Annotated in this window: 25 protein-coding genes and 1 other RNA gene; 6 read left to right on the forward strand and 20 right to left on the reverse strand. The window is 53.5% G+C overall.

Annotated elements, in window-relative coordinates; all coding sequences use genetic code 11:
• Positions 1 to 6: 6 nt before the first annotated feature.
• The 5 genes from OR573_10160 to rsmI form a co-directional block, all read right to left on the reverse strand.
• Complete coding sequence (locus tag OR573_10160) at positions 7 to 1,707, reverse strand: penicillin-binding transpeptidase domain-containing protein (protein ID XGA81722.1); 1,701 nt, start codon at positions 1,705 to 1,707, stop codon at positions 7 to 9.
• Between the two features lie 2 nt (positions 1,708 to 1,709).
• On the reverse strand, positions 1,710 to 2,009 hold the full coding sequence (gene ftsL, locus OR573_10165; GenBank protein ID XGA81723.1) for a cell division protein FtsL: 300 nt from the start codon (positions 2,007 to 2,009) through the stop codon (positions 1,710 to 1,712).
• Between the two features lie 38 nt (positions 2,010 to 2,047).
• Positions 2,048 to 3,004 (reverse strand): 16S rRNA (cytosine(1402)-N(4))-methyltransferase RsmH, encoded by a 957-nt coding sequence (gene rsmH / locus OR573_10170; protein ID XGA78877.1) that lies wholly within the window; start codon positions 3,002 to 3,004, stop codon positions 2,048 to 2,050.
• Positions 3,005 to 3,104: 100 nt separating this feature from the next.
• Positions 3,105 to 3,456, reverse strand: an RNA gene (rnpB, locus tag OR573_10175) — RNase P RNA component class A.
• A 32-nt stretch (positions 3,457 to 3,488) separates the two neighbouring features.
• Positions 3,489 to 4,346, reverse strand: coding sequence for a 16S rRNA (cytidine(1402)-2'-O)-methyltransferase (gene rsmI / locus OR573_10180; GenBank protein ID XGA81724.1), 858 nt, complete (start codon positions 4,344 to 4,346; stop codon positions 3,489 to 3,491).
• Between the two features lie 199 nt (positions 4,347 to 4,545).
• Here rsmI and OR573_10185 point away from each other — a divergent pair, with 199 nt between their 5' ends.
• The 4 genes from OR573_10185 (at position 4,546) to OR573_10200 (ending at position 7,769) form a co-directional block, all read left to right on the forward strand.
• Complete coding sequence (locus tag OR573_10185; protein ID XGA78878.1) at positions 4,546 to 6,051, forward strand: penicillin-binding protein activator; 1,506 nt, start codon at positions 4,546 to 4,548, stop codon at positions 6,049 to 6,051.
• Positions 6,038 to 6,412 (forward strand): YraN family protein, encoded by a 375-nt coding sequence (locus OR573_10190; protein ID XGA78879.1) that lies wholly within the window; start codon positions 6,038 to 6,040, stop codon positions 6,410 to 6,412. Before OR573_10185 ends, OR573_10190 begins: the two co-directional genes overlap by 14 nt.
• Positions 6,413 to 6,434: 22 nt before the next feature.
• Positions 6,435 to 7,028: a phosphoheptose isomerase gene (locus OR573_10195; GenBank protein XGA78880.1), complete on the forward strand. Its 594-nt coding sequence runs from the start codon at positions 6,435 to 6,437 to the stop codon at positions 7,026 to 7,028.
• Between the two features lie 168 nt (positions 7,029 to 7,196).
• On the forward strand, positions 7,197 to 7,769 hold the full coding sequence (locus OR573_10200) for a BON domain-containing protein (GenBank protein XGA78881.1): 573 nt from the start codon (positions 7,197 to 7,199) through the stop codon (positions 7,767 to 7,769).
• 98 nt (positions 7,770 to 7,867) lie between these two features.
• Here OR573_10200 and OR573_10205 read toward each other — a convergent pair whose 3' ends face one another.
• From OR573_10205 to zapE, 8 genes are all read right to left on the reverse strand, one after another.
• The gene (locus OR573_10205) at positions 7,868 to 8,395 is read right to left on the reverse strand and encodes a ClpXP protease specificity-enhancing factor (GenBank protein ID XGA78882.1); all 528 of its coding nucleotides are present in this window, start codon (positions 8,393 to 8,395) and stop codon (positions 7,868 to 7,870) included.
• A 64-nt stretch (positions 8,396 to 8,459) separates the two neighbouring features.
• The gene (sspA, locus tag OR573_10210) at positions 8,460 to 9,086 is read right to left on the reverse strand and encodes a stringent starvation protein A (protein XGA78883.1); all 627 of its coding nucleotides are present in this window, start codon (positions 9,084 to 9,086) and stop codon (positions 8,460 to 8,462) included.
• A 155-nt stretch (positions 9,087 to 9,241) separates the two neighbouring features.
• Complete coding sequence (locus OR573_10215; GenBank protein ID XGA78884.1) at positions 9,242 to 10,009, reverse strand: cytochrome c1; 768 nt, start codon at positions 10,007 to 10,009, stop codon at positions 9,242 to 9,244.
• Positions 10,009 to 11,268 (reverse strand): cytochrome bc complex cytochrome b subunit, encoded by a 1,260-nt coding sequence (locus tag OR573_10220; protein XGA78885.1) that lies wholly within the window; start codon positions 11,266 to 11,268, stop codon positions 10,009 to 10,011. Before OR573_10220 ends, OR573_10215 begins: the two co-directional genes overlap by 1 nt.
• Positions 11,268 to 11,867 carry a ubiquinol-cytochrome c reductase iron-sulfur subunit gene (petA, locus tag OR573_10225; protein ID XGA78886.1) on the reverse strand — a complete coding sequence of 200 codons (600 nt, stop codon included), beginning with the start codon at positions 11,865 to 11,867 and terminating at the stop codon, positions 11,268 to 11,270. Before petA ends, OR573_10220 begins: the two co-directional genes overlap by 1 nt.
• A 208-nt stretch (positions 11,868 to 12,075) precedes the next feature.
• On the reverse strand, positions 12,076 to 12,465 hold the full coding sequence (gene rpsI, locus OR573_10230) for a 30S ribosomal protein S9 (protein XGA78887.1): 390 nt from the start codon (positions 12,463 to 12,465) through the stop codon (positions 12,076 to 12,078).
• A gap of 13 nt (positions 12,466 to 12,478) precedes the next feature.
• Positions 12,479 to 12,907: a 50S ribosomal protein L13 gene (gene rplM / locus OR573_10235; GenBank protein XGA78888.1), complete on the reverse strand. Its 429-nt coding sequence runs from the start codon at positions 12,905 to 12,907 to the stop codon at positions 12,479 to 12,481.
• A gap of 204 nt (positions 12,908 to 13,111) precedes the next feature.
• Positions 13,112 to 14,263 (reverse strand): cell division protein ZapE, encoded by a 1,152-nt coding sequence (gene zapE, locus OR573_10240; GenBank protein XGA78889.1) that lies wholly within the window; start codon positions 14,261 to 14,263, stop codon positions 13,112 to 13,114.
• 232 nt (positions 14,264 to 14,495) lie between these two features.
• Here zapE and OR573_10245 point away from each other — a divergent pair, with 232 nt between their 5' ends.
• The gene (locus OR573_10245; protein ID XGA78890.1) at positions 14,496 to 14,963 is read left to right on the forward strand and encodes a DUF1043 family protein; all 468 of its coding nucleotides are present in this window, start codon (positions 14,496 to 14,498) and stop codon (positions 14,961 to 14,963) included.
• Between the two features lie 95 nt (positions 14,964 to 15,058).
• Here OR573_10245 and OR573_10250 read toward each other — a convergent pair whose 3' ends face one another.
• The gene (locus OR573_10250; protein ID XGA78891.1) at positions 15,059 to 15,823 is read right to left on the reverse strand and encodes a Nif3-like dinuclear metal center hexameric protein; all 765 of its coding nucleotides are present in this window, start codon (positions 15,821 to 15,823) and stop codon (positions 15,059 to 15,061) included.
• A gap of 218 nt (positions 15,824 to 16,041) precedes the next feature.
• Between OR573_10250 and OR573_10255 the strand changes: the two genes are divergently transcribed.
• Positions 16,042 to 17,307 carry a Do family serine endopeptidase gene (locus tag OR573_10255; protein ID XGA78892.1) on the forward strand — a complete coding sequence of 422 codons (1,266 nt, stop codon included), beginning with the start codon at positions 16,042 to 16,044 and terminating at the stop codon, positions 17,305 to 17,307.
• A gap of 89 nt (positions 17,308 to 17,396) precedes the next feature.
• Here the strand turns inward: OR573_10255 and hisD are convergent, their stop codons facing one another.
• From hisD to OR573_10285, 6 genes are all read right to left on the reverse strand, one after another.
• The gene (gene hisD, locus OR573_10260) at positions 17,397 to 18,716 is read right to left on the reverse strand and encodes a histidinol dehydrogenase (protein ID XGA78893.1); all 1,320 of its coding nucleotides are present in this window, start codon (positions 18,714 to 18,716) and stop codon (positions 17,397 to 17,399) included.
• A gap of 39 nt (positions 18,717 to 18,755) precedes the next feature.
• Positions 18,756 to 19,412 (reverse strand): ATP phosphoribosyltransferase, encoded by a 657-nt coding sequence (gene hisG, locus OR573_10265; GenBank protein ID XGA78894.1) that lies wholly within the window; start codon positions 19,410 to 19,412, stop codon positions 18,756 to 18,758.
• A 27-nt stretch (positions 19,413 to 19,439) separates the two neighbouring features.
• Positions 19,440 to 20,702, reverse strand: coding sequence for a UDP-N-acetylglucosamine 1-carboxyvinyltransferase (murA, locus tag OR573_10270; protein XGA78895.1), 1,263 nt, complete (start codon positions 20,700 to 20,702; stop codon positions 19,440 to 19,442).
• A gap of 11 nt (positions 20,703 to 20,713) precedes the next feature.
• Positions 20,714 to 20,965: a BolA family transcriptional regulator gene (locus OR573_10275; GenBank protein ID XGA78896.1), complete on the reverse strand. Its 252-nt coding sequence runs from the start codon at positions 20,963 to 20,965 to the stop codon at positions 20,714 to 20,716.
• Positions 20,966 to 21,085: 120 nt separating this feature from the next.
• Complete coding sequence (locus tag OR573_10280; protein XGA78897.1) at positions 21,086 to 21,427, reverse strand: STAS domain-containing protein; 342 nt, start codon at positions 21,425 to 21,427, stop codon at positions 21,086 to 21,088.
• Complete coding sequence (locus tag OR573_10285; GenBank protein XGA78898.1) at positions 21,424 to 22,092, reverse strand: ABC transporter substrate-binding protein; 669 nt, start codon at positions 22,090 to 22,092, stop codon at positions 21,424 to 21,426. The genes OR573_10280 and OR573_10285 overlap by 4 nt, the downstream gene beginning before the upstream one ends.
• Between the last annotated feature and the right edge of the window lies 1 nt (position 22,093).

A 22,093-nucleotide genomic window follows, 5' to 3' on the forward strand; every position in this document is an offset into this window, starting at 1 on the left:
TCCTTGTTAAATTGATTCATCATCGGGTGGCACGTCCAGCAGGCGTAGTGCGTTGCCAGTGATGCTCGAAAACACCGGGGCCGCGACGGCGCCGCCGTAAATATCACCAGCTTTGGGATGATCAATCATGATAACCGTGACCACTCTGGGGTCGGAAACCGGCGCAATACCCGCAAAAACACTCCGATATGCGGTTTGTGAATAGCCTGACGCGTCTGTTTTGCGCACCGTCCCTGTTTTGCCTGCAACGCGATAACCTTCCACTCTGGCGCGCCGCCCGCCCGTATTGGGGCCTACCGACGTTTCCAGAAGGCCGAGAAGCTGTTCTGCAACACCTGATGCCACTGCTTGAGTCCCTTGCGGAGTATCGTTCAAGCGCAGCAAGGAAGGCGACATGCGTATGCCCTTGTTGGCAATGGCCGTGTAGGCGCTCGCCAGCTGCAAAGGCGATACAGATAGCCCGTATCCGTAAGAAAGTGCCGCCCTTTCGCTACGCGACCAGTGAATCGGTGCAGGCAAGCTGCCTGCGGACTCACCAGGAAAGCCGGTGCCTGGCGCCTGCCCCAGACCCAGTTGATTATATTTTTCCCAAATGGCCGTATCAGGCATCTGCAGCGCCAGTTTCGACATACCAATATTGGATGATTTTTCCAGGATACCGGAAAAATCCAGTTTGCCGTAGTTACGAATATCACGAATGGTAAACCGGTCAATACGCATCCACCCAGGCGAGGTATCAATGACCTTGTCGGGCGAAAATTGGCCGCTTTCCAGCACGGCCATCATCGCCAACGGTTTCATGACCGAACCTGGTTCAAACACGTCCACGACTGCCTGGTTGCGTAACCCTTGCGGGTCAAGCCCAGCGCGATTATTGGGGTTATAAGACGGATAATTGGCCATGGCCAGCACTTCGCCATTGCGCACGTCCATCATGATGGCAACACCGCCGTCAGCCTCGTTTTCCAGCACCGCGCTGCGCAATTCCCGGTACGCCATATACTGCAGGCGCTGGTCAATCGATAGCACCAATTCGCCGCCAGGCTGGGCTTCCTTGACCACCCCTAACTCCCTGACCAGACGACCACGACGATCCTGAATGATCCGCCTCTGGCCGGTATGTCCGGCGAGGTAGGGCTGGTAGGCAAGCTCCATGCCCTCCTGCCCCTGATCATCCACATTGGTGACCCCTAATATCTGGGCTGCCACCTCACCGGCTGGATAGTAACGTTTGTACTCCGGACGGGAATAAACACCGGACATACGCAAATCAAGCACGCGCTGTGCATCGTCAGGCGTCATATGGCGGCGCAGGTACATGAATTCGTGTTCACTAAAGCGTTCAATACGTGCCTGAAGCGCGTCCAGGCCGATCCCTAACTCACGGGCCAGTACAACTTGCTGAATGCCATCCTCAGGCAACTCCTGGGGGTTCGCCCAGAGCGTCACCACGGGCGTGGAAATAGCCAGCGGCTCACCGTTGCGATCCGTGATCATTCCGCGATGGGCGGGAATGGTCTCGTGACGCAGGGTTCGCGCATCGCCCTGGCTTTGCAAAAAAGGTCGGTCAACCAACTGCAACAGCGTGACACGCCCAATCAATACAGCCGCCACTAGCAGGATTGCCACAACCACCAGGAGAAACCGCCCACCGCGCAGTGGCGAAGCCACCGGAGCGTTGCGCCTGACGTCGCGGTTAGATTGCACTGTCACGGCTGGATCACCTCAACATCATGTACATCGGGAATGCGCATATCCAGGCGCTCAGCAGAGATACGCTCAATGCGCACGGGAGATGACCAGGTGCTCTCCTCGAGCAGCAACTGCCCCCACTCTGTATTGAGCTGGTTTTTTTCCTGATTCAGACGCTGCCATTCAGCAAACTGCATACGCGTTTGATGGGTAGTAGCGACAATGGCTAACCCAGTCGTCAAACAGGCCGCAAAAAGCAGGCACGTCAGAATGGGCCACAGCCCCAGGTGCAGGCGAAAGGGCCACTCTGTACGCATCGACATAATCCATTGTCCAAGGCCAACTTTCTCCATGTCTAAGCTCGTTTTCTGGCGACTCGCATCACAGCACTGCGGGCGCGCGGGTTGTCGGCGACTTCCACTGCGTTGGGCCGCTGGCTTTTACCAACGGCTTCCAGGCGACGGTTCAACTGATCGTCTCGGATCGGCACACCGCGGGGCAGATGAGTATCCCCGCGGACGTGATAGCGAATAAAACGTTTTACCCGGCGATCTTCCAGAGAGTGAAAACTGATCACTACAAGAAGCCCGCCGGGTGCCAATGCTTCAAGCGCCTCGTCAAGAGCGGCATCCAGTTGCTCCAGTTCACCATTAAGAAAAATTCTCAACCCTTGAAAAGCCTTGGTGGCAGGGTGGCGGCCCTTTTCCCAGGCTGGATGCGCGGTTTTCAGAACCTCGGCCAGATCCAGCGTATGCGTGAAAGGCCGCTGTGAACGCCGATCAACCACCGCACGGGCCAACCGCTTGGCAAAACGCTCTTCGCCGTAGGTTTTGAACACTCGGGCAATTTCCGCCTCACGGGCATGGGCCAGAAATTCAGCAGCGCTTTCACCCTGGGTAGGATCCATACGCATATCCAGAGGGCCATCGCGCATGAAACTGAACCCACGTGAGGGATCATCAAGCTGTGGTGAAGAAACGCCAATATCCAACAGGACGCCGGATAGCTGACCGTGAACGCCCTGCTCTCTCGCCACTTCACCTAAACGGGCAAAATCACGTTGTACCAGCAAAAAACGTTGATCCGTAATTTGTTGTCCAGCCTTGATGGCTTCGGGGTCTCGATCGAGGGCTATAAGACGCCCGTCAGGGTTCAAATGTTCCAGAATCAGCCGCGAGTGCCCCCCACGTCCAAAGGTGCCATCAAGATAGACGCCATTTGGATCCTGCACCAGAGCGTCAATAGCACCGTGCAGCAGTACACTGGTATGACGAAAGGGGTCAGCGGTAGTTCCCGCTTCGGGTGATGACATCTGGTTCTCACACTTAAAATGAACACGATACCCGTCAGCAAAGACAAGCGTGGCATATGCAAACATTGTTTACATATTAATATGTTATTGATCAAAAAAGAGGGGGAGTCGGCCGATAAGCCGGGTTCTGTCTAAGACAGCCATTCCTCTAGGCGCTACGTCACCGCAGCGCTCAAGCAACCTACCCGGACCCAGCGCGGGCCACGCCATTGGGTCCCTATTTGGTCTTGCTCCGAGTGGGGTTTACCTTGCCACGCACTGTTACCAGCCGTGCGGTGCGCTCTTACCGCACCCTTTCACCCTTACCGGCCTCGAAAGGCTTAGGCGGTCTACTCTCTGCTGCACTTTCCGTCGGCTCACGCCGCCCAGGCGTTACCTGGCACTCTGCCCTATGGAGCCCGGACTTTCCTCCCCCGCACACAAGGCGCGGCGGCGACTGTCTGGCCAACTCCGAGCGCAAGCATACCAGCGCCCCCGCTCTGCCTCAATCACCGCTTTTGATTGCCTGCAATTTTGTATACCAGTTTTGCTTGCGCCCACCGAGCAAACGCGCGGCCACAGCAGCTCCCTGCTTGACGCCAACGCCCTCACCAAGCAGGGCTTCCAGCAACACATCCTCAGAAAAAGCCAACGCTGTTTGCGGTTCACTGGTTGGTGCTCCTTCAATCATGATGACAAATTCACCTCGCGCCTGATTGGGGTCGCTGTGCATTTCTGCCAGCAAAGCTGCTGGCGAACCTGACAGAAACGTTTCAAAGGTTTTAGTCAGCTCTCGGGCCACCACGACACGGCGCTGGTCAAGCACCTCGGCCATAGCCGCCAGGGTATGCATGATGCGGTGAGGTGATTCATAGAACACTTGGGTCTCTTCACGCGGTTTGATCGCCTCCAACGCCTGAAGGCGCGCCTTGGGCTTGGCAGGCAAAAAGCCATTGAAAGTAAAACGATCAGTTGCAATACCAGCAGCACTCAGTGCAGTTATCAAAGCCGATGCGCCCGGTACAGGCACAATGGTGCGCCCACGTGCTCGCAACTCGTGAACAAGGGTAAAACCGGGGTCACTGATCAATGGCGTTCCGGCATCGCTCACCAATGCAATGCTCTGACCTGCCAGCAAATAAGCATCAAGCTGCTCAAGGCGCTGTTTTTCGTTATGATCATGCAAGGACAGCATGGCAACATTGATACCCAGATGCGTCAGTAGCCGGCCGGTATGACGGGTATCTTCTGCCGCAATCAAGGACACGCTACCCAGCACTCTGACTGCCCGTGCGGAAAGGTCTTCCAAATTCCCAATTGGTGTTGCAACCACGTACAATGTACCTTGAGATGCTGCGTTCAGCTTCACCTTCGTCATCATCACTCCTGAGCAGACTTATTTAAGACAAATGACGTCATAAACGGATTTGTTGATGGCAGCTTCTGACAGCGCGACGCGTGTATTAAAAGCCGGTTAACCCTTGCGTCGTCACCTGTTGTATACCATTAATTTATGTACCACCCATAAAGCGGTAGCGCCATTGAAAACTAAGGAAGGATACATGAAACAGTTATATCGTGGCTTATTTAGCATTGTATTGACGGCGCTTTTTCTCGCCGGTTGCGCCAGCCAACCGTCACCGCCTGACGTGGTTGACCGCGCGCCCCCCAATGCCGAGCAACTGCTGCGCGAAGCGGAACGGCAAGCTCCCGAACAGGCTGTCAGAACACGCCTGGAGGCAGCCTTCTCTTTTGCCCGTCAAGGTCAGCAGTCATTAGCCTTTGAAACAGCAGGCAACATTGATGAAAGCCTCCTGTTGATGGAAGACCGGGTTCGCTGGGCACTGTTCTATTCTGCCATGGCACAAACCGCTGATCAGCCTGAACAAGTGCTACGTGCAACTGATATCCTTGATGATGAGCCGAGTCTAGCGACAGACCAGTTGCAGACATTACAGGAACGTAGGCGTTGGGCGCTGGCTGTATCCAATCAGTTTAACGCCGAACAGCTTGGCTTGGCTGATGTGGGCGATATAAGTCATATTGGCATTTTCCTGCCAGAGTCCGGCGCGCTGAGCAACATTGCCTCAACCATTGAAGACGTCATCAGAACACATCATGACCTCCAGAATAACGCCATCCGGCTGAGCTTTTTTGATACCAGTGACGCCTCACTTAATGAGCTCTATACAAGAGCCCGCCAGCAAGGGGTTGAATTTGTGATCGGCCCCTTAAGCAAACAGGACGTAACGGCACTTGAAACACAAGAAAGTGTGCTCTTGCCTACTCTGGCCCTTAACTACGGCCGCAGTGAACGTAACCAGGCAAAGAGACTGATTCAGTTTGGGCTGTCCGCAGAAGATGAAGCCCGCCAGGTCGCCCAACGCGCCTGGTCTGACGGCCACCGCCAGATGGCTATCATGGTACCGGACAACGACTGGGGGCGCCGGGTGGGGGAAGCTTTCTGGGATGCCTGGAGCGATGCGGGCGGCAGCATTACCAATGCGGTCAGTTATGCCCCTGATGATGCCGTTGCCAATGCGGTCAAACCAGCGCTTGATGTCCGTGGTGATCGGGCTCAGCTGGAAAATATTGATGCGCTTTTCTTACTTGCACTTCCCGAATATGCCCGCCAGGTTCCACCTACGCTGGATTATTACTACGCATCCGATTTGCCCATTTACGCCACCTCGCACCTTCATGAAGGCACGCTGCAGCCGCGCCTAAATCAGGATCTTGACGATGTATTCTTTGTCGACATTCCCTGGCAGATTCCCGATGCGGCGGTGGGCGGAGAGGAAGTCCTCCCACATTACGAGTCCTATCGCACTTTTCGTGAGGAAGGCGAAATTTCGATGTTCCGACTGATGGCCATGAGCGTTGATGCCTATGAAATTGCTGCCAATATTCAGAACTTTATCGAAAGTGGGCGTATGTCTGGCGCTACCGGACAGTTAAACCTGACAAACGATGGTAGGATTTATCGTGAGCTCCCGTGGGCAAAATTCCAGAACGGCATTCCCACTCCGATTCTGACGCCGGATTTCCTGTCTGATGGTGAATCGTAACGCTCAAACGGCACGAGCACGCGGCGCACTGATTGAGCAGTGCGCTGCAAACTGGTTGCAGCAGCAGGGTCTGGTGCTGATAGGTCGCAATCAGTTTGTAAAAGGTGGCGAGCTGGATCTGATCATGAAGGACGGCGACACTCTGGTTTTTGTCGAAGTCAAACATCGCGAAAATTGGCGCTATGGGCACCCGTTAGAAAGCGTGACCCCAACAAAGCAGCGCCGTCTTGTTCATGCAGCTACGATCTACCTTGCACGACATGCGCTGTCTTGTCCTTGCCGATTTGATATCCTTGCCGCCACGGGCACACCTCCCAATATTTCCTTTGAATGGGTCAAAGCCGCCTTTGACGCATTTTGATGCTAAAACACAGGAAGGCCAGATGGACTTTCAGTCTCGGATAATCAGTCATTTCAACGCCAGTATTGATACCAAAACCTACGCCAGTGAGGTATTGCCTCCTTTTATAGAGGTTGCCAGCCAGATGATGGTGCAGTGCCTGGTAAGCGAAGGTAAGATTCTTACCTGCGGTAACGGGGGAAGCGCCGGTGATAGCCAGCATTTTTCTTCGGAGTTACTTAACCGCTTTGAACGTGAGCGGCCTAGTCTGCCCGCCCTAGCGCTAACCACCGACACATCCACGCTGACCTCGATTGCCAACGAATATAGCTACAACGAAGTCTTTTCCAAGCAGATTCGCGCCCTGGGCCAGCCTGGCGATATTTTGCTGGCGATTTCAACCAGCGGTAACTCAGCCAATATTGTCCAGGCCATACAGGCAGCCCACGACCGGGACATGACAGTCGTGGCCCTTACGGGAAGGGACGGCGGTGATATGGCGTCACTGTTAGGCCAGGATGACTGTGAGATTCGTGTGCCGGCAACCTCAACGGCGCGTATTCAAGAAGTTCATTTATTGGTGATTCACTGCTTGTGCGACTTGATTGATGAACAACTTTTTGGCGAAGCCGCCTAAGTGCTTCAGTTCTGTTGCAGACTCAGTTATTTTAAAAACTTAATTTGCGTTGCAAAGCTTGCCGTTGGCTGCCGTCGTGTAGAATGTTAATTATTAAGAAACTTTATTCACGTCAACGACACCTGAAAGCCAGACTGGCTTAGGTTTTATACTTACAGGGATTTCAATATGTTACAGAAAACTTCATCACGCTTTTATCTGGCTTTGGCCATCACCGCCGTTTTGCTGTTAGCTGGTTGCGCCACACAAACGGCACATAATCCAAATAATTACGGCACGCGACCAAGCGACGTTGTGGCAATTGATAATACAATTGCCAGCGAAGTGGAAAGCGCACTTAAACGTGCCGACAGACGCCTTGCCCAGGCCAGAATCAAGGCGCATGCGTTTAACGGTGAGGTTCTACTGGTTGGCCAGGTACCCAGCGAAGAGCTTAAATCAACCGCCACACAAGTAACTCAGGACATTCGCGGCGTCAGCAAGGTACATAACGAACTTGCCATTGCAGCCACCTTACCTGCCGCCCAACGCCTGACCGATAGCTGGATAACCACCAACGTAGTGAGTCAGTTGGCAACCAATAACCGCATCGATTCTTCCAAGATTGAGGTGACGACAGAAAATGCCAGTGTCTACCTGATGGGCATCGTCGCTCGCTCAGAAGCTGACATGATCGTCAATGAAGTATCCACCGTTCGTGGCGTTCAGCGTATTGTCAAGGTATTTGACTATCTGGATTAACCTGATTCAGCCGATCCCTAAAATCACTACCTTGTTGCCAATAAAAAAGCCTCAGTTAACTGAGGCTTTTTTATGACTGACTGAATTCAGGAAACCCTTTACTTGATGACACGTAACGTCGGCTTTTTACTGCCTTTCTTGGTGTCTTTGGTCTCAGCTTGCTTGCTTTCCTGAGACTTAACGCCTTGCTCTTTACCGTCACCAAGCCCAGAAGACGATTCAGCAATTGATAGTGCGGGCTTATGCTCTTGGTCAGCATCCTTTGCCTTGCCCGTGCCCGCAGGCTCACTGGACGCAGCTTCTGGTGCATCAAGTTCAGGCTCATGGCCAAATACCATACCTGCCCCGTTTTCTCTTGCATAGATGGCAATCAAGGCCGGGATAGGAATCATCACCTGCATGGGATGGCCACCAAAGCGGGCATTGAACCCTATGGCATCATTTTCAATCATAAGGTCACGCACAGCGTTCGGCGCAACATTCAGCACAATCTGGCCGTTCTGGACGAACTGACGAGGCACCTCAACGTCAGGCAAAGTAGCATCGACGACTAAATAAGGCGTTAATTCGTTATCTACCAGCCACTCATAAAGTGCTCTTGCCAGATAGGGACGACTAGAGTGCATCTTGCTCCCCTGTTTTAATGCCCGCACCACCCCTGACTCTCCAGGGCGGCGCGGTTAATGTGTGTTAAGCGCGCATCTCTTTTTCAAATTCGTTCAATGCTGCCTGAAAGGTTTCACGCTCAAAGACCCGCGTCATGTAATCAATCAGCGGCTGCACCTGCTTCTCAGGTAGCTCGATATTCAGCTCAGGCAGTCGCCAAAGAATCGGTGCCAGGCAACAGTCAACCAGGGTAAATTCATCACTCATGAAGAAAGGCATGTCTTCAAAAATAGGTGAAATACCCACCAGGCTTTCACGTAATTCCTTACGCGCCTTATCCGCTTCTTTCTTACTCCCCGTACGAATCGTATCCACCAGCGGGCACCATTCACGCTCTACGCGGTGCATCCACAGACGGCTTTGCGCCCGCGCCACAGGATAAACAGGCAACAGCGGAGGATGTGGAAAGCGTTCGTCCAGATACTCCATCATCACCTTGGATTCATACAACACCAGATCGCGATCCAGCAATGTCGGCACGCTGTTATAAGGGTTAAGCTCAGCAAGTTCCTGCGGTGGCTGTTCGTCGTTAACATCGACGATATCCACCGTCACCCCTTTTTCAGCTAATACAATACGCACACGATGACTAAAATGGTCATCATTGCCCGAATAGAAGATCATCGACGACCGTTTGGCCACAACACCCATGAAATCATCCTCACATCAAATCAACTTGACATCATAACACGCAACCAAGGCGAGCGGGTAAAAGCGGGAACAGACTTTGCCTCAACACGCGAAAGGCGCACAGCAAATGCCGTGCGCCTTTCGGTTACCTCTTACTTATATCTAACAACGATCATTTAGTGAACATCGCGCCAGTACTCACGCTTCAGGAAGTAAGCTATCACACCAAAGATAATGATAAAGATCAGAACTTTGGGCGCTAATGCCTGAGCCTGCAGTTTGGAAGGCTCACCCGCATAGGCCAGGAAGTTGGTGAGGTCATAAATGGCCTCTTCAAACTCATCTGGCTCCATGGCACCTGGCTGGGTAACCTTCAGAACGTCACAGGATTGATACTTGCCAGATAATGGATCAGGTGACTGTCCTTCTACCGGCTGATTTGTCTCGGCACACACCATCTCCTGGACCCCCTGTAACGGCTCCAGAACATTAGGCATTGCCGACGCCTGAAGCACCGTATTGTTAACGCCAAGCGGCTGCCCAGGATCCCGATAAAAACCTAACAGGTACGAGTAGATGTAGTCTGTTCCGCGCAGACGGCTCATCAGCGACAGATCAGGCGGCGCCACACCAAACCAGGACTCACCGTCTCCACTATGCATGGCGATCTGCATTTGATCATTGAAGGCCAGATCCGGCGAAAAGATCAGGTTTTCTTCGACAAGATCCTGCGGAATTCCAATGTCCGCTGCTGAGCGCGCAAAACGCTGGTGCTCCATTGAATGACAACCCATGCAGTAGTTGACATATAACTTCATGCCATTCTGCAGCGATGCCTTATTGGACAAGTCAGGATCCATGGAATGCGGGACGCTGGCGCCGCCCGCAGCGAACGCCGTTATTGGAAGCAGTGCAAACAGCAGTGCAAATAGTTGCTTTTTCATTAGCCAGTCACCCTTTCCGGAACGGGTTTAGTCTTCTCCAGCCTGGTATAGATCGGCATCAGCAGGAAGAAAGCGAAATACATGGCCGTACATGCCTGGGCTAACAGAGTGCGGCCTTCAGTGGAAGGTAAAACCCCCAACACCCCAAGAATAACAAAGCTGATGCAGAAAAGAGCCAGCATCACCTTGGATATCCAGCCTTTATAGCGCATGGAACGCACCGGGCTACGGTCAAGCCAGGGGAGTACGAACAGTATCGCTATGGCTCCACCCATAAACAGCACGCCAAGGAACTTGGCATCAAGGCCGAATACAGAGAAGGTAATAGCACGCAGAATCGCGTAGAACGGCGTGAAATACCAGACAGGCGCAATATGATCAGGCGTGACAAGCGGGTTAGCCGGCTCAAAGTTGGGCTTCTCTATAAAGTAGCCGCCGCCTTCAGGGAAGTAGAAGACCACAATACAGAATACAAACAGGAAAATGGCAATACCGACAAGGTCTTTCACCGTGTAATAAGGATGAAAAGCGATGCCATCAAGCGGCTTGCCGGTTTCATCTTTCTTCTGCTTGATGTCGACACCGTCCGGGTTATTGGAACCTACTTCATGCAGGGCAATAATATGCAGCACAACCAGTGCCAGAATGACGATAGGCAGCGCGACCACATGCAGTGCAAAGAAGCGGTTCAGAGTAATACCTGAGATCAGGAAGTCACCACGCACCCACTGGGCAAGATCAGGGCCGATGCCCGGAATGGCAGAGAACAGTGAGATAATAACCTGAGCGCCCCAGTAAGACATCTGACCCCACGGCAGCAGATAGCCCATGAAGGCTTCGGCCATCAGCGCAAGATAGATGGTCATGCCAAATATCCATACCAGTTCGCGCGGCGCTTTATAAGAACCATACATCAAGGCACGGAACATGTGCATATAGATAACGACAAAGAATGCCGATGCACCCGTCGTATGCATGTAGCGTATCAGCCAGCCCCATTCCACATCACGCATGATGTATTCAATAGAAGCAAAGGCACCTTCAGCAGAAGGATTGTAACTCATGGTCAGCCATACGCCGGTCAGAATCTGGTTGATCAATACCAGAAGCGCCAGCACACCAAAGAGGTACAGGAAGTTGAAGTTCTTGGGAGCATAATATTTGGTCAGATGATCCTGCATCATCTGGGTCGCAGGAAAGCGGTCATCCACCCAGCGCATGATACCGCTTTCTGCTTTAGCCTTGTTCGGGTTAGCCATCAGGCAGCCTCCTCATCTTCGCCAACGATAATAAAATCGTCATTCTCGAAGCGGTATGGCGGAACTTCGAGGTTGGTGGGAGCAGGCACACCGGTAAAGACGCGCCCAGCCAGGTCAAAGCGCGAACCATGGCACGGGCAGAAGAAACCACCCGGCCAATTGTCGACACCTACACCTTCAGCATCCGGTTCAGGGCGATACAGTGGTGAACACCCCAAATGTGTGCAGATACCAATCAATACGCCGATTTCACGCTTGACGGAACGCAGTGTGCCCGTCACATATGCAGGCTGCTGCGGCACTGATGAATCAGGGTCTGCCAGACGGCTGGTATCCAGCGCCTCAGTCCGATCAATCATTTCAGTAGAGCGATTGATAATCCACACTGGCTTACCGCGCCACTCCACCGTCATACGCTGCCCGACTTCAAGCTTGGAAATGTCTGCTCGAATAGGTGCACCTGCTGCCCTTGCCTTGGCACTAGGCTGCCAAGAAGCCACAAAGGGAACCGCAACCCCAACAGCGCCCACCGCACCCACTACGGAGGTGGCACCAACAAGGAAGCGGCGCCGACCTTTGTTTACGCCGTTATCTGCCATTTCTGGTTTCTCCCATCAGCTTACCCGTACCGCCACCAGAGTATACCGTGACGACGAATATCAAATATTGTCTATGTTAAAAAAACAAAGCGCATTACACAAGAACAACCGCCATTGACCATGGTGGTAGATGCCATGTAACTTTATGATATTGCATAAAAAAACGCCCAGGCGCATGACCTGAGCGTTGTACTGAATAACGCTGGAATTAACGCTTTGAGAACTGTGGACGACGACGCGCTTTGCGAAGGCCGACTTTCTTACGTTCAACCTGGCGAGCATCGCGGGTTACATAACCGGCTTCACGCAGCGCAGGACGCAGGTCTTCATTGTAGACCATCAGCGCACGGGTAATACCGTGACGAATCGCCCCAGCCTGTGAAGAACCACCACCGCCTTCAACAGTGACGTAGACGTCAAACTGGTTAAGCGTATCGGTAAGTTCCAGCGGCTGGCGAACCACCATACGACCGGTAACGCGACCAAAGTACTGATCCAGTTCGCGGTTATTCACGGTGATCTTGCCGGAACCCGGCTTCAGGAAAACACGGGCGGTGGAAGTCTTGCGGCGCCCGGTACCGTAATACTGCTGTGTCATGGCGAAGATTTCCTTAAATGTTCAGTTCAAGCGGCTGCTGTGCAGTGTGCGGATGCTCGGCGCCAGCATAGACTTTAAGTTTAGAGTACATGGCGCGACCTAGCGGCCCTTTCGGCAGCATGCCTTTGACAGCTGACTCAATGATACGCTCTGGCGCATGATCAAGCATCTTGTCAAACGTCATGGAGCGCAGGCCACCCGGGTAACCGGTGTGACGGTAGTAAGTCTTGGCCTTGGCCTTGTTACCCGTGACATGTACTTTCTCAGCGTTGATGACGACAATGTAGTCACCAGTATCAACGTGAGGTGTAAATTCGGGCTTATGCTTGCCACGCAGGCGGCGAGCAATCTCGGTTGCCAGACGACCGAGCGTCTTGTCCGTAGCATCGACAACATACCAGTCGCGCTGGACGGACTGCGGCTTAGCACTGAACGTCTTCATGGATGAAATCACCAATTAAAGTTGATTGGGTATCTGTGTCCTTTGATCAGGCCAGATACCATCCCTATTTTTTTTGGTTGCTAAAATGTGCACTGTTGCCTGCACATCACAACAACATCAAGCGAGGCGGCATCTTACAGGAGTCGCCCGTACAAGTTAACCCTCAGCCCGATTTTTTTATCCAAGGTCAGCCCATGCAAGCCTTCAGGGCTTGTGCGCCAGCGCCAAATAATCATGTGACTGCATTTCCTGCAGACGTGACAGCGTTCGCTGAAACTCAAAGTTCAGCCTGCCGTCGGTATACAATTCATCAATCGGCACTTGGGCTGACATCAGCAACTTAACGCCACGGTCATAGAACTCATCCACCATATTGATAAAGCGCCTGGCCTGGTCTTCGTTACTGGCGCCCATCTGATTGACATTGGAAACCAGTACAGTGTGGAATTCCCGGGCAAGCTCAATGTAGTCATTCTGGCTACGCGGGCCATCACAGAGCTCCAGAAACTCGCACCAGAGCACGTCATCATGCAGGCGCTTGGCCTTGATAGTACGATGATTCACCTCCAACGGAACGTCCACCTCCCCTTCGTGGCCGGAGATTTCGCGGAAACTGCGCAGCAGTTCGACTTCCGCCGCTTCATCCAGTGGGGAATGGAATATTTCGGCGCGTTCGAGGGCTCGCAGACGGTAATCAATCCCTGAATCAACATTAACTACCTCACAGTGTCGGTTCAAAAGATCGATAGCAGGTATGAAACGCGCTCGCTGCAAGCCGTCCTTGTATAGGTCATCGGGAACGATATTTGAGGTAGCCACCAACACCACCCCCTTCTCGAACAAGGCTTCAAGCAGATTGGCCAGTATCATGGCATCGGTAATGTCCTTGACAAAAAATTCGTCAAAGCAGATGACGCGCGCCTCGGCGGCAAACTTTCCTGCAATCAGCTGAAGAGGATTCTTTTCACCCTTATAGTGATTAAGCTCATTGTGAACTCGCTGCATGAAGCGATGAAAATGAGTACGCATCTTGTCAGCAAATGGCAGAGACTCATAAAAAGTATCCACCAGATAAGTTTTCCCTCTCCCGACCCCTCCCCAAAAATAAAGTCCTTGGAAAGCGGGCTCGTTAGCCAAGGAAGAGTTACTGGCACTACCTTTCCCGAACCAGCTTGTCAGGCGCGCTTTGACACCTTTGCCACCAGCAGGTGCCGAGGGCTGCGGCCGAGCCGTCACCAAGTCATCATACAGCCGTTGCAGATGTTCAACAGCGGCTTGCTGAGCAGCATCATACTGAAAATCATCACGCTGCAGATCAGCACGATACCGTTCTATGGGGGGTGCAAGTCTTGTCACAGTGTCTCCATAGGCAACAGGTCAGTGGTTACTGGCTTGGCCAGCCTTGGCAGCACCAGCGGCAGTCCATTTTGTTACCAGCCATTTTAATGGCAAGAGTTTATACGCTGGCGTCTGATAACGCACATCATGGATTGACCTCAACGTCTTGATGGCGACTATAATAGCTCGGTAACCAATTGATGGGCCGTTCTAATCGGCGCATTGTATTCCCAGACGTTAGGAGATAAGTGTGCAAGCAAGTTCTGAACTGATATTTGCTCTGTCAGGCGTCATGGTAGGCATTATTCTTGGTGTTTTCGGCTATCGTTTGCTCAGCAGAAATCATCGTGAAAGTAACCTGATGCAACAGAAGCTACTGGAAAGCGAACGCCAGGTTGAGGAGCTCAAAGCGCGCATGGGAACCCATCTGCTTGATGCCCATCAGCATATTGACACTTTGCGAACTACCGCACACCAGCTTGAACAACAGCTGGCACAGGAAGCCCGATACTGGCAGCTGGATGATGAAAAGCTCCAACGTCTGAATCTGAGCGACGCCATTCAAAAGGGCTCATCAGAGCCTTCGATTCTAAAAGCAGCGGACAGCACCCTGGAAGCCGGTGTACCCCGCGATTATGCTGACGGCAAAAGTGGCACTCTTTCAGAAGACTTTGGCCTGAAAGAACGCGAGCAGACGCCTCAGCCACCTCGCTACTGAACCAGTGTTATTTATAAGTGAATCATTGATAGGTGAATCATAGCTGAACTGGCTAGCACCCTCAGCGCCAGTTCAGCTCCTTCATTGCCTTCACGTCATGCGGGGTTATCAATATCCACAAAGCGGTGCTCTATCGCAAACCGAGACGCTAACCATTCACCCAGCGCTTCAACCCCATAGCGCTCAGTCGCATGATGCCCGGCCGCAAGATAATGGATACCCATTTCCCGCGCCAGATGTGTTGTTCGCTCGGAAATTTCACCTGAAACAAACGCCTGGGCACCTCCTTCAAATGCCTGAATAATCATGTCCTGCGCACCCCCTGTACACCAGGCAATTCGCTCAATACGCTTGGCTCCGGCGGCTGATTCAATCGTTAACGGTGCACGGTTCAACACCTTTTCCGTTTGGTCTTCAAGCTCTGCCAAGGTGCATGGTTTTGCTGTATGCCCAAGCCATAGCAGGCCTTCGCCCTGCTCTCCGTCTAGGCAACATTCAAACTGCCAGCCAAATCGCTTGGCAAGTTGGGCATTGTTACCCAGCACAGGATGCGCATCGAGAGGCAGGTGATAGGCCAACAGATTGATATCATTGGCTAACAAGGTGCGAATCCGGCGCTGCTTCATACCGGTCAATGCAACGGGTTCGTTTTTCCAGAAGTAACCATGATGAACCAGAACTGCATCAGCCTGCCATTCAACGGCTTCATCCAGCAGTGCCTGACAGGCCGTCACCCCGCTAAGCAATCGTCGTATCTCACCGCGCCCTTCTATCTGCAGGCCATTAAGCGTGTAATCCTTGAAGTCAGGTGCCTTAAGCTCCTGATCACAGGCCGCTACCAAGCGTTCACGTTCAATCATTGCGCTATTCTCACTCCTGCTACGTTGAATCATAGGGTTTAGCCTAAACGAACATTACGTCAATCAGCATCGCTAAACTTACTTTTTTGCTATGCACAAATCCCCCTTGATGTAATGTTATGATACTTACTTTAAATCGCAGCAGCTGTCGCGGTTAGTCAAAGCGGGCTGTGGTTCAACACTATTTTCAACCAGGCTTTAACTGCAAGGAAGAATTCATGCACCGCTATGTAACGCTGTATATTGGCCCTGTTATCATTGGCATATTACTGGCGGTGTTACTGTTGGCGTTGTTTCCTGAGCAGATTCCTAACCCTTTTACTCCGCAGGAACGCACTACCACCACGCCGCCGTCTGAAGGCAGAGCCTTTGTCTCGACCGTCGGCTCTGACCGCAGCCCTCCAAAGCGCCCCATACCGGAGATCACCCAGGCTGAACCGCTAAACCGTGATACAGGCCCCGTCAGCTATTCCCATGCGGTCAACACAGCCGCACCCGCTGTGGTTAATATCTATTCTTCACGGGTAGTCAACCGCGACGACCACCCCTTGCGTTCCGACCCTTTTTTCGAACAGTTCTTTAATGGCGATGATGCCACCAGCCAGCAGCGCATGCTATCCAGTCTCGGCTCTGGCGTTATCGTCAGCCCAGATGGCTATGTGTTGACAAACCACCATGTCATCAATGGAGCTGACAAAATTCAGGTCGCGTTACGCGATGGACGCGAATCAATTGCTGAAGTGATCGGCACTGACCCGGAAAGTGACCTGGCGGTGCTACGCATCCCCCTGGACAACCTGCCGGTGATCAAGCTTAGCAACTCAGAAAACACTGCCGTTGGGGATGTTGCTCTGGCCATCGGCAACCCCTTTGGCGTTGGCCAGACCGTAACCATGGGCATTATCAGCGCCACCGGTCGCAGCCATCTGGGCATTAACGCCTATGAAGATTTCATTCAGACCGATGCTGCTATCAATCCCGGCAATTCGGGCGGCGCCTTGGTTAACCCCAACGGCGCCCTAGTGGGTATCAATACCGCCATTTTTTCCCGCTCAGGTGGGTCACAGGGGATCGGCTTTGCCATTCCTGCCAACCTGGCCCATAGCGTGTTGAATGAACTGGTCACTCAAGGTCGGGTCATTCGTGGCTGGTTAGGTATCGAAGCGCAGACCCTGTCCAGAGAACTGGCCGCCTCCTTTGGGTTACGCAACCCCCAAGGCATGATCATTGCCGGTGCCATCAAAGGTGGCCCGGCGGACAAGGCGGGTTTGCAGCCAGGCGATGTATTGCTGGCCGTGGATGGTCAACCGGTACTTGATGCCCGCGCCACCATGAGCAATATTGCCGCCATCAAACCGGGCACTCGCCTACCCGTCACGATTGTCAGAAATGGGGAACGCCAGGATCTGACCCTTGAGGTAGCAGAACGCCCCATTCCCAGCGTACCGGTCGAAGAGCCAAGCGAACAGAACGCGGAAGAATAAGGCTCTATCGCCTAACCCCGAAAAAACACAGGCCACCCTAAGGTGGCCTGTGCTGTCTTGACAGTAAGTTTGACTAAGTGCTTGTCACCTTAGCGCTTGAGACGATACTCCGCAGAGCGAGCATGGGCCGTCAGTGACTCACCCCTGGCCAGCACTGACGCCACCTCGCCCAGGGTACTGGCGCCATCAGCCGAACAATGAATGATCGACGAACGTTTCTGGAAGTCATACACGCCAAGCGGCGATGAAAAGCGCGCCGTGCCAGAGGTCGGCAGCACATGATTTGGGCCGGCGCAATAATCACCCAGCGCTTCTGCCGTATAACGTCCCATAAAAATCGCACCGGCGTGGCGAATCTCGGGCAGCCAGGCGTCTGGGTCGCTCACTGAAAGCTCCAGGTGCTCGGGGGCAATCCGGTTGATCAATGTCAGGGCTTCCTGCTGGTTCTCACATTGAATCAGGGCACCCCGCTTGCGCATTGAGGCACGCACAATCTCATGGCGCTCCAGCGTTGGCATCAGGCGTTCAATGGCTTCTTCGACCGCATTCAGATGCTCCTCATCCCAGCTGACCAAAATCGCCTGGGCGTCTTCGTCGTGCTCCGCCTGGGAAAACAGATCCATGGCAATCCAGTCAGGATGGGTCTGGCCGTCACAGATCACCAGAATCTCTGACGGTCCAGCGATCATATCGATCCCAACCTGACCAAATACCGCACGTTTGGCAGTTGCCACGTAGATATTGCCGGGGCCCACAATCTTATCGACCCGTGGAACGCTTTCGGTGCCGTAGGCCATGGCGGCAACCGCCTGGGCGCCACCAATGGTAAAGACGTAGTCCACACCGGCCAAGTAAGCGGCCGCCAGCACCATATCGTTGAGAATGCCGTCCGGGGTGGGTACCACCATGACGATTTCCCTGACCCCGGCCACATGCGCCGGAATCGCGTTCATCAACACTGATGACGGATAGGACGCCTTACCTCCGGGCACGTAAATCCCCGCCCGATCAAGCGGCGTCACCTGCTGGCCCAAGACAGTCCCGTCGTCTTCTGTGTACTGCCAGGATGACGGTTTCTGATGCTCGTGATAGCGACGAATACGCTCGGCGGCAGCCGCCAGTGCCTCGCGCTGGTCAGCCGGTAGCGCATGATAGGCGGTTTCCAGCTGCTCCTGCGACAGACACAGCTCCTGCATGGAGGATACCGATAGGCGGTCAAAGCGATTGGTCGCTTCAACAACGGCCGCGTCGCCGCGCTGCTTGACCTGGTGAAGGATATCTTCCACGCGCTGCTGGACAGCGCGATCTGAAACGCCTTCCCAGTCCAGCAAGGCGTCAAGGCGCTGATCAAAATCGGCGTCACGGGTCGCAAGACGTGCCACCGATGACATACTCATGGTTTCGCTCATGGCTACCTCGCTCATGGATAACGGATTCGCTCTCGTGGATCAGTTGCTGACAGCCGTACTTTGACGATCAACGACCGCCGCTCGCAGGCGCTCAATGAGCGGCTTGATCTGACGGTGCTTCATGGTCATGGCGGCCTTATTGACAACCAACCGGGTGCTGATAGTTGCGATCAGCTCGCGTGGCTCCATGCCGTTAGCTCGTAGGGTATTACCGGTATCCACAATATCGACAATTTCATCCGCCAGGTTCATCAAGGGGGCAAGCTCCATGGCGCCGTACAGCTTGATCACCTCGGCCTGAATACCCTGCTCGGCATAGTAGCGCCGTGCAACGTCGACAAACTTGGTGGCCACGCGGCGACGGGCATGCCCTGGCAATTCTCCCTTGATACCAGCGGTCATCAGCTTGCAGCGGGCAATTTCCAGATCCAGTGGCTCATAAAGCCCCTGCTCACCATGCTCAAGCAGGACATCCTTGCCAGCCACCCCAAGGTCGGCGGCCCCTAGCTGTACATAGGTGGGCACATCGGTCGCCCGGATAACAACCAGCTTCACCTCAGGCAGATTGGTATCAAATAACAACTTGCGACTTTTACCCAGATCTTCAAGAGGGGTAATGCCAGCGTCGGCCAATAGCGGCAAGGTTTCCTGCAGAATTCGCCCTTTGGAGAGCGCTAGAATCAATTGCTTACTCATCTTGGTTGCCAATGGTTAGTGCATGACTCAGCCCGGAATACGACGAATGCGCGCCCCTAACTGCTGAAGTTTTTCCTCGATGCATTCGTAACCACGATCAATGTGGTAAATGCGATCTACCAGCGTGTCTCCCTCTGCCATCATGGCGGCAATTACCAGCGACGCCGAGGCGCGCAGATCGGTGGCCATCACGGGCGCTCCCGAAAGCTTTTCAACGCCGTTGATCAGTGCCGTATTGCCTTCAAGTGCAATATCAGCCCCCATGCGGTTGAGTTCCTGAACGTGCATGAAACGATTTTCAAAAATGGTCTCAACGACTCTGGAACTGCCATCAGCAACCGCATTCATGGCCACAAACTGGGCCTGCATATCGGTTGGAAAAGCCGGATAAGGCGCCGTCCTCAGATTGACAGGTTTAGGGCGCTGGCCGTGCATATCCAGGGCAATCCAGTCATCTCCGGTGGTGATGGATGCGCCGGCTTCTTCAAGCTTGGCAAGCACAGCTTCAAGAATATCCGCGCGGGTCCGGGTGACCTTGACGCGCCCACGGGTCATCGCAGCGGCGACCAGAAAGGTACCGGTTTCAATCCGGTCTGGCATCACATCATGTTCGCAGCCGTGCAGACGCTCGACACCGTCAATCACGATAGTATCCGTACCGTGCCCGCGAATCTGCGCGCCCATCTTGATCAGGCACTCGGCCAGATCCACCACTTCAGGTTCCCGCGCGGCGTTTTCAAGTACCGTCGTGCCATCTGCCAGGGTCGCCGCCATCAACAGATTTTCGGTACCGGTCACCGTCACCGTATCAAAGAAAATCGTCGCGCCCTTAAGACGCTTATCAACCCGGGCACGAATATAGCCATTTTCCACGCGAATCTCGGCACCCATGGCCTCCAGGCCGCGAATATGCAGATCAACCGGGCGTGACCCGATTGCACAGCCCCCCGGAAGAGAGACGTCAGCATGGCCGAAATGTGCCAACAGAGGGCCAAGCACCAGAATGGACGCGCGCATTTTCTTGACCAGCTCATAGGGCGCATGACAATCGGTTACCTGAGAGCCATCAAGCTGAATGGTCATTCTATCGCCCATGACCGGCTCAACGCCCATTCTGCCCAGTAGCTCCAGGGTGGTGGTAATATCCTGCAGATGAGGCAGATTACCAATGACCACAGGACCATCGGCCAGCAGGCTGGCACATAAAATTGGCAAGGCCGCATTCTTGGCACCGCTGGCCCACACCTCACCGTCAACTACGCCATTGCCTGTAATCAGTAACTTATCCATAGAATCTGCCGTTATTGGGCGCTTTCAGGCGCACTTTCCCACTGCGTCGGTGTAAACGTCTTGATACTGATGGCGTGTAACGCACCCGACGCTATCTCGTCGCTAAGAGCACCATAAACCAGCTGCTGACGCTTGACCGGCGTCAGGCCGTCAAAAACATTCCCGACGGCCGTTACCTGAAAATTGCAGCCTTCGCCCTGAATGAAAAACTCACATTCTTCAAGACGAGACTCCAGCAAGGCCTTCACTTCACTCGGTTGCATTAGCAAACTCCTGTTGAAAACAGCATAAAATCAAGGCTTATGATAAAGAAAAGCAACCGCTTTGGCGATTGCTCCATTGCATTAGACACTATTACTGCTGCTAGCGAGTCAGAATTGAATTCATGCAGCGCCTGCGGGAGGTGCAGAAAATTTCAGCAAGGTTTCCAACTCTGCCAAGTCAGCCAGCCGACGCAACGGCGCCGACAAGTCAACCGAAACAATATTGAAGGAATATTGGCGACTGATGCGCATCCATTCCAGCAGCACGCTAAGCGCCGCACTGCTGGCCTTGTCGACCCCTTCAAAACTGATACGCAGTTCACGGCTGCTGGTGTTGGCCAGCCACTGGCTGCCAGCCGCCGCTAGTGCGGCGGCCGTCGTTGCGTCCACACCGCCGCTTACCCACAGAGTATCGCCGCGCTGTTCCAGCTCCACCCCCTGATGCGAGAAAAGCTTATTCACGCGCTTCCGCCTTCTTCCAGCTCATCAACGCCCACTGCAGGCGACCAGTTATCAATGACCGCATCATAATCGCGGTTATTGTCACGCATGGCCTGATCAAACTGGTTGCGGAACGTCAGTCCGAGATTGATGCCGTTGACAATGACATTAACGACTCGCCACTCACCATCAGAAAGACGAAGGCTGTAGCTGACGGGATAGATAGTGCCATCATTCGCCACGATTTCCATATCCACGCTGGCTTGGTCTTCATAACGCTGGGCACGCTGGTTGTCCAGAACACGGATCTCATCGTAGTCAAATGTCACCAGACCCTGGGTGTAGGTATCGATTAGGGTCTGGCGGAAAACTTTTACAAACTTACTGCGCTGCTCCGGGGTCGCATTGCGAAAGTAGCTACCCATGACGCTTGCCCCGATATAGCGAAAATCAGCCACATTCTCCAGATTTTCGTCGACAAGCTTTTTCAACTCATCAACGTTATTGGCGTAATAGTCTTTGCGCGATTCCAGCTCACCCATAAAGGTGTCGATATTATTACGCACAACTTCTTCTGGCCCCATGGATTGAGCCTGAGCCGTTGGCGCAAGCGCCAGCAGGAGAGCAAATAAGGCTGCCAGCCATACGATTGGCTTACGAAATCCGTTGTCACTTACTATCATCATG

It is taken from the genome of Halomonas sp. CH40, assembly GCA_041875495.1.
Lineage (GTDB): Bacteria > Pseudomonadota > Gammaproteobacteria > Pseudomonadales > Halomonadaceae > Vreelandella.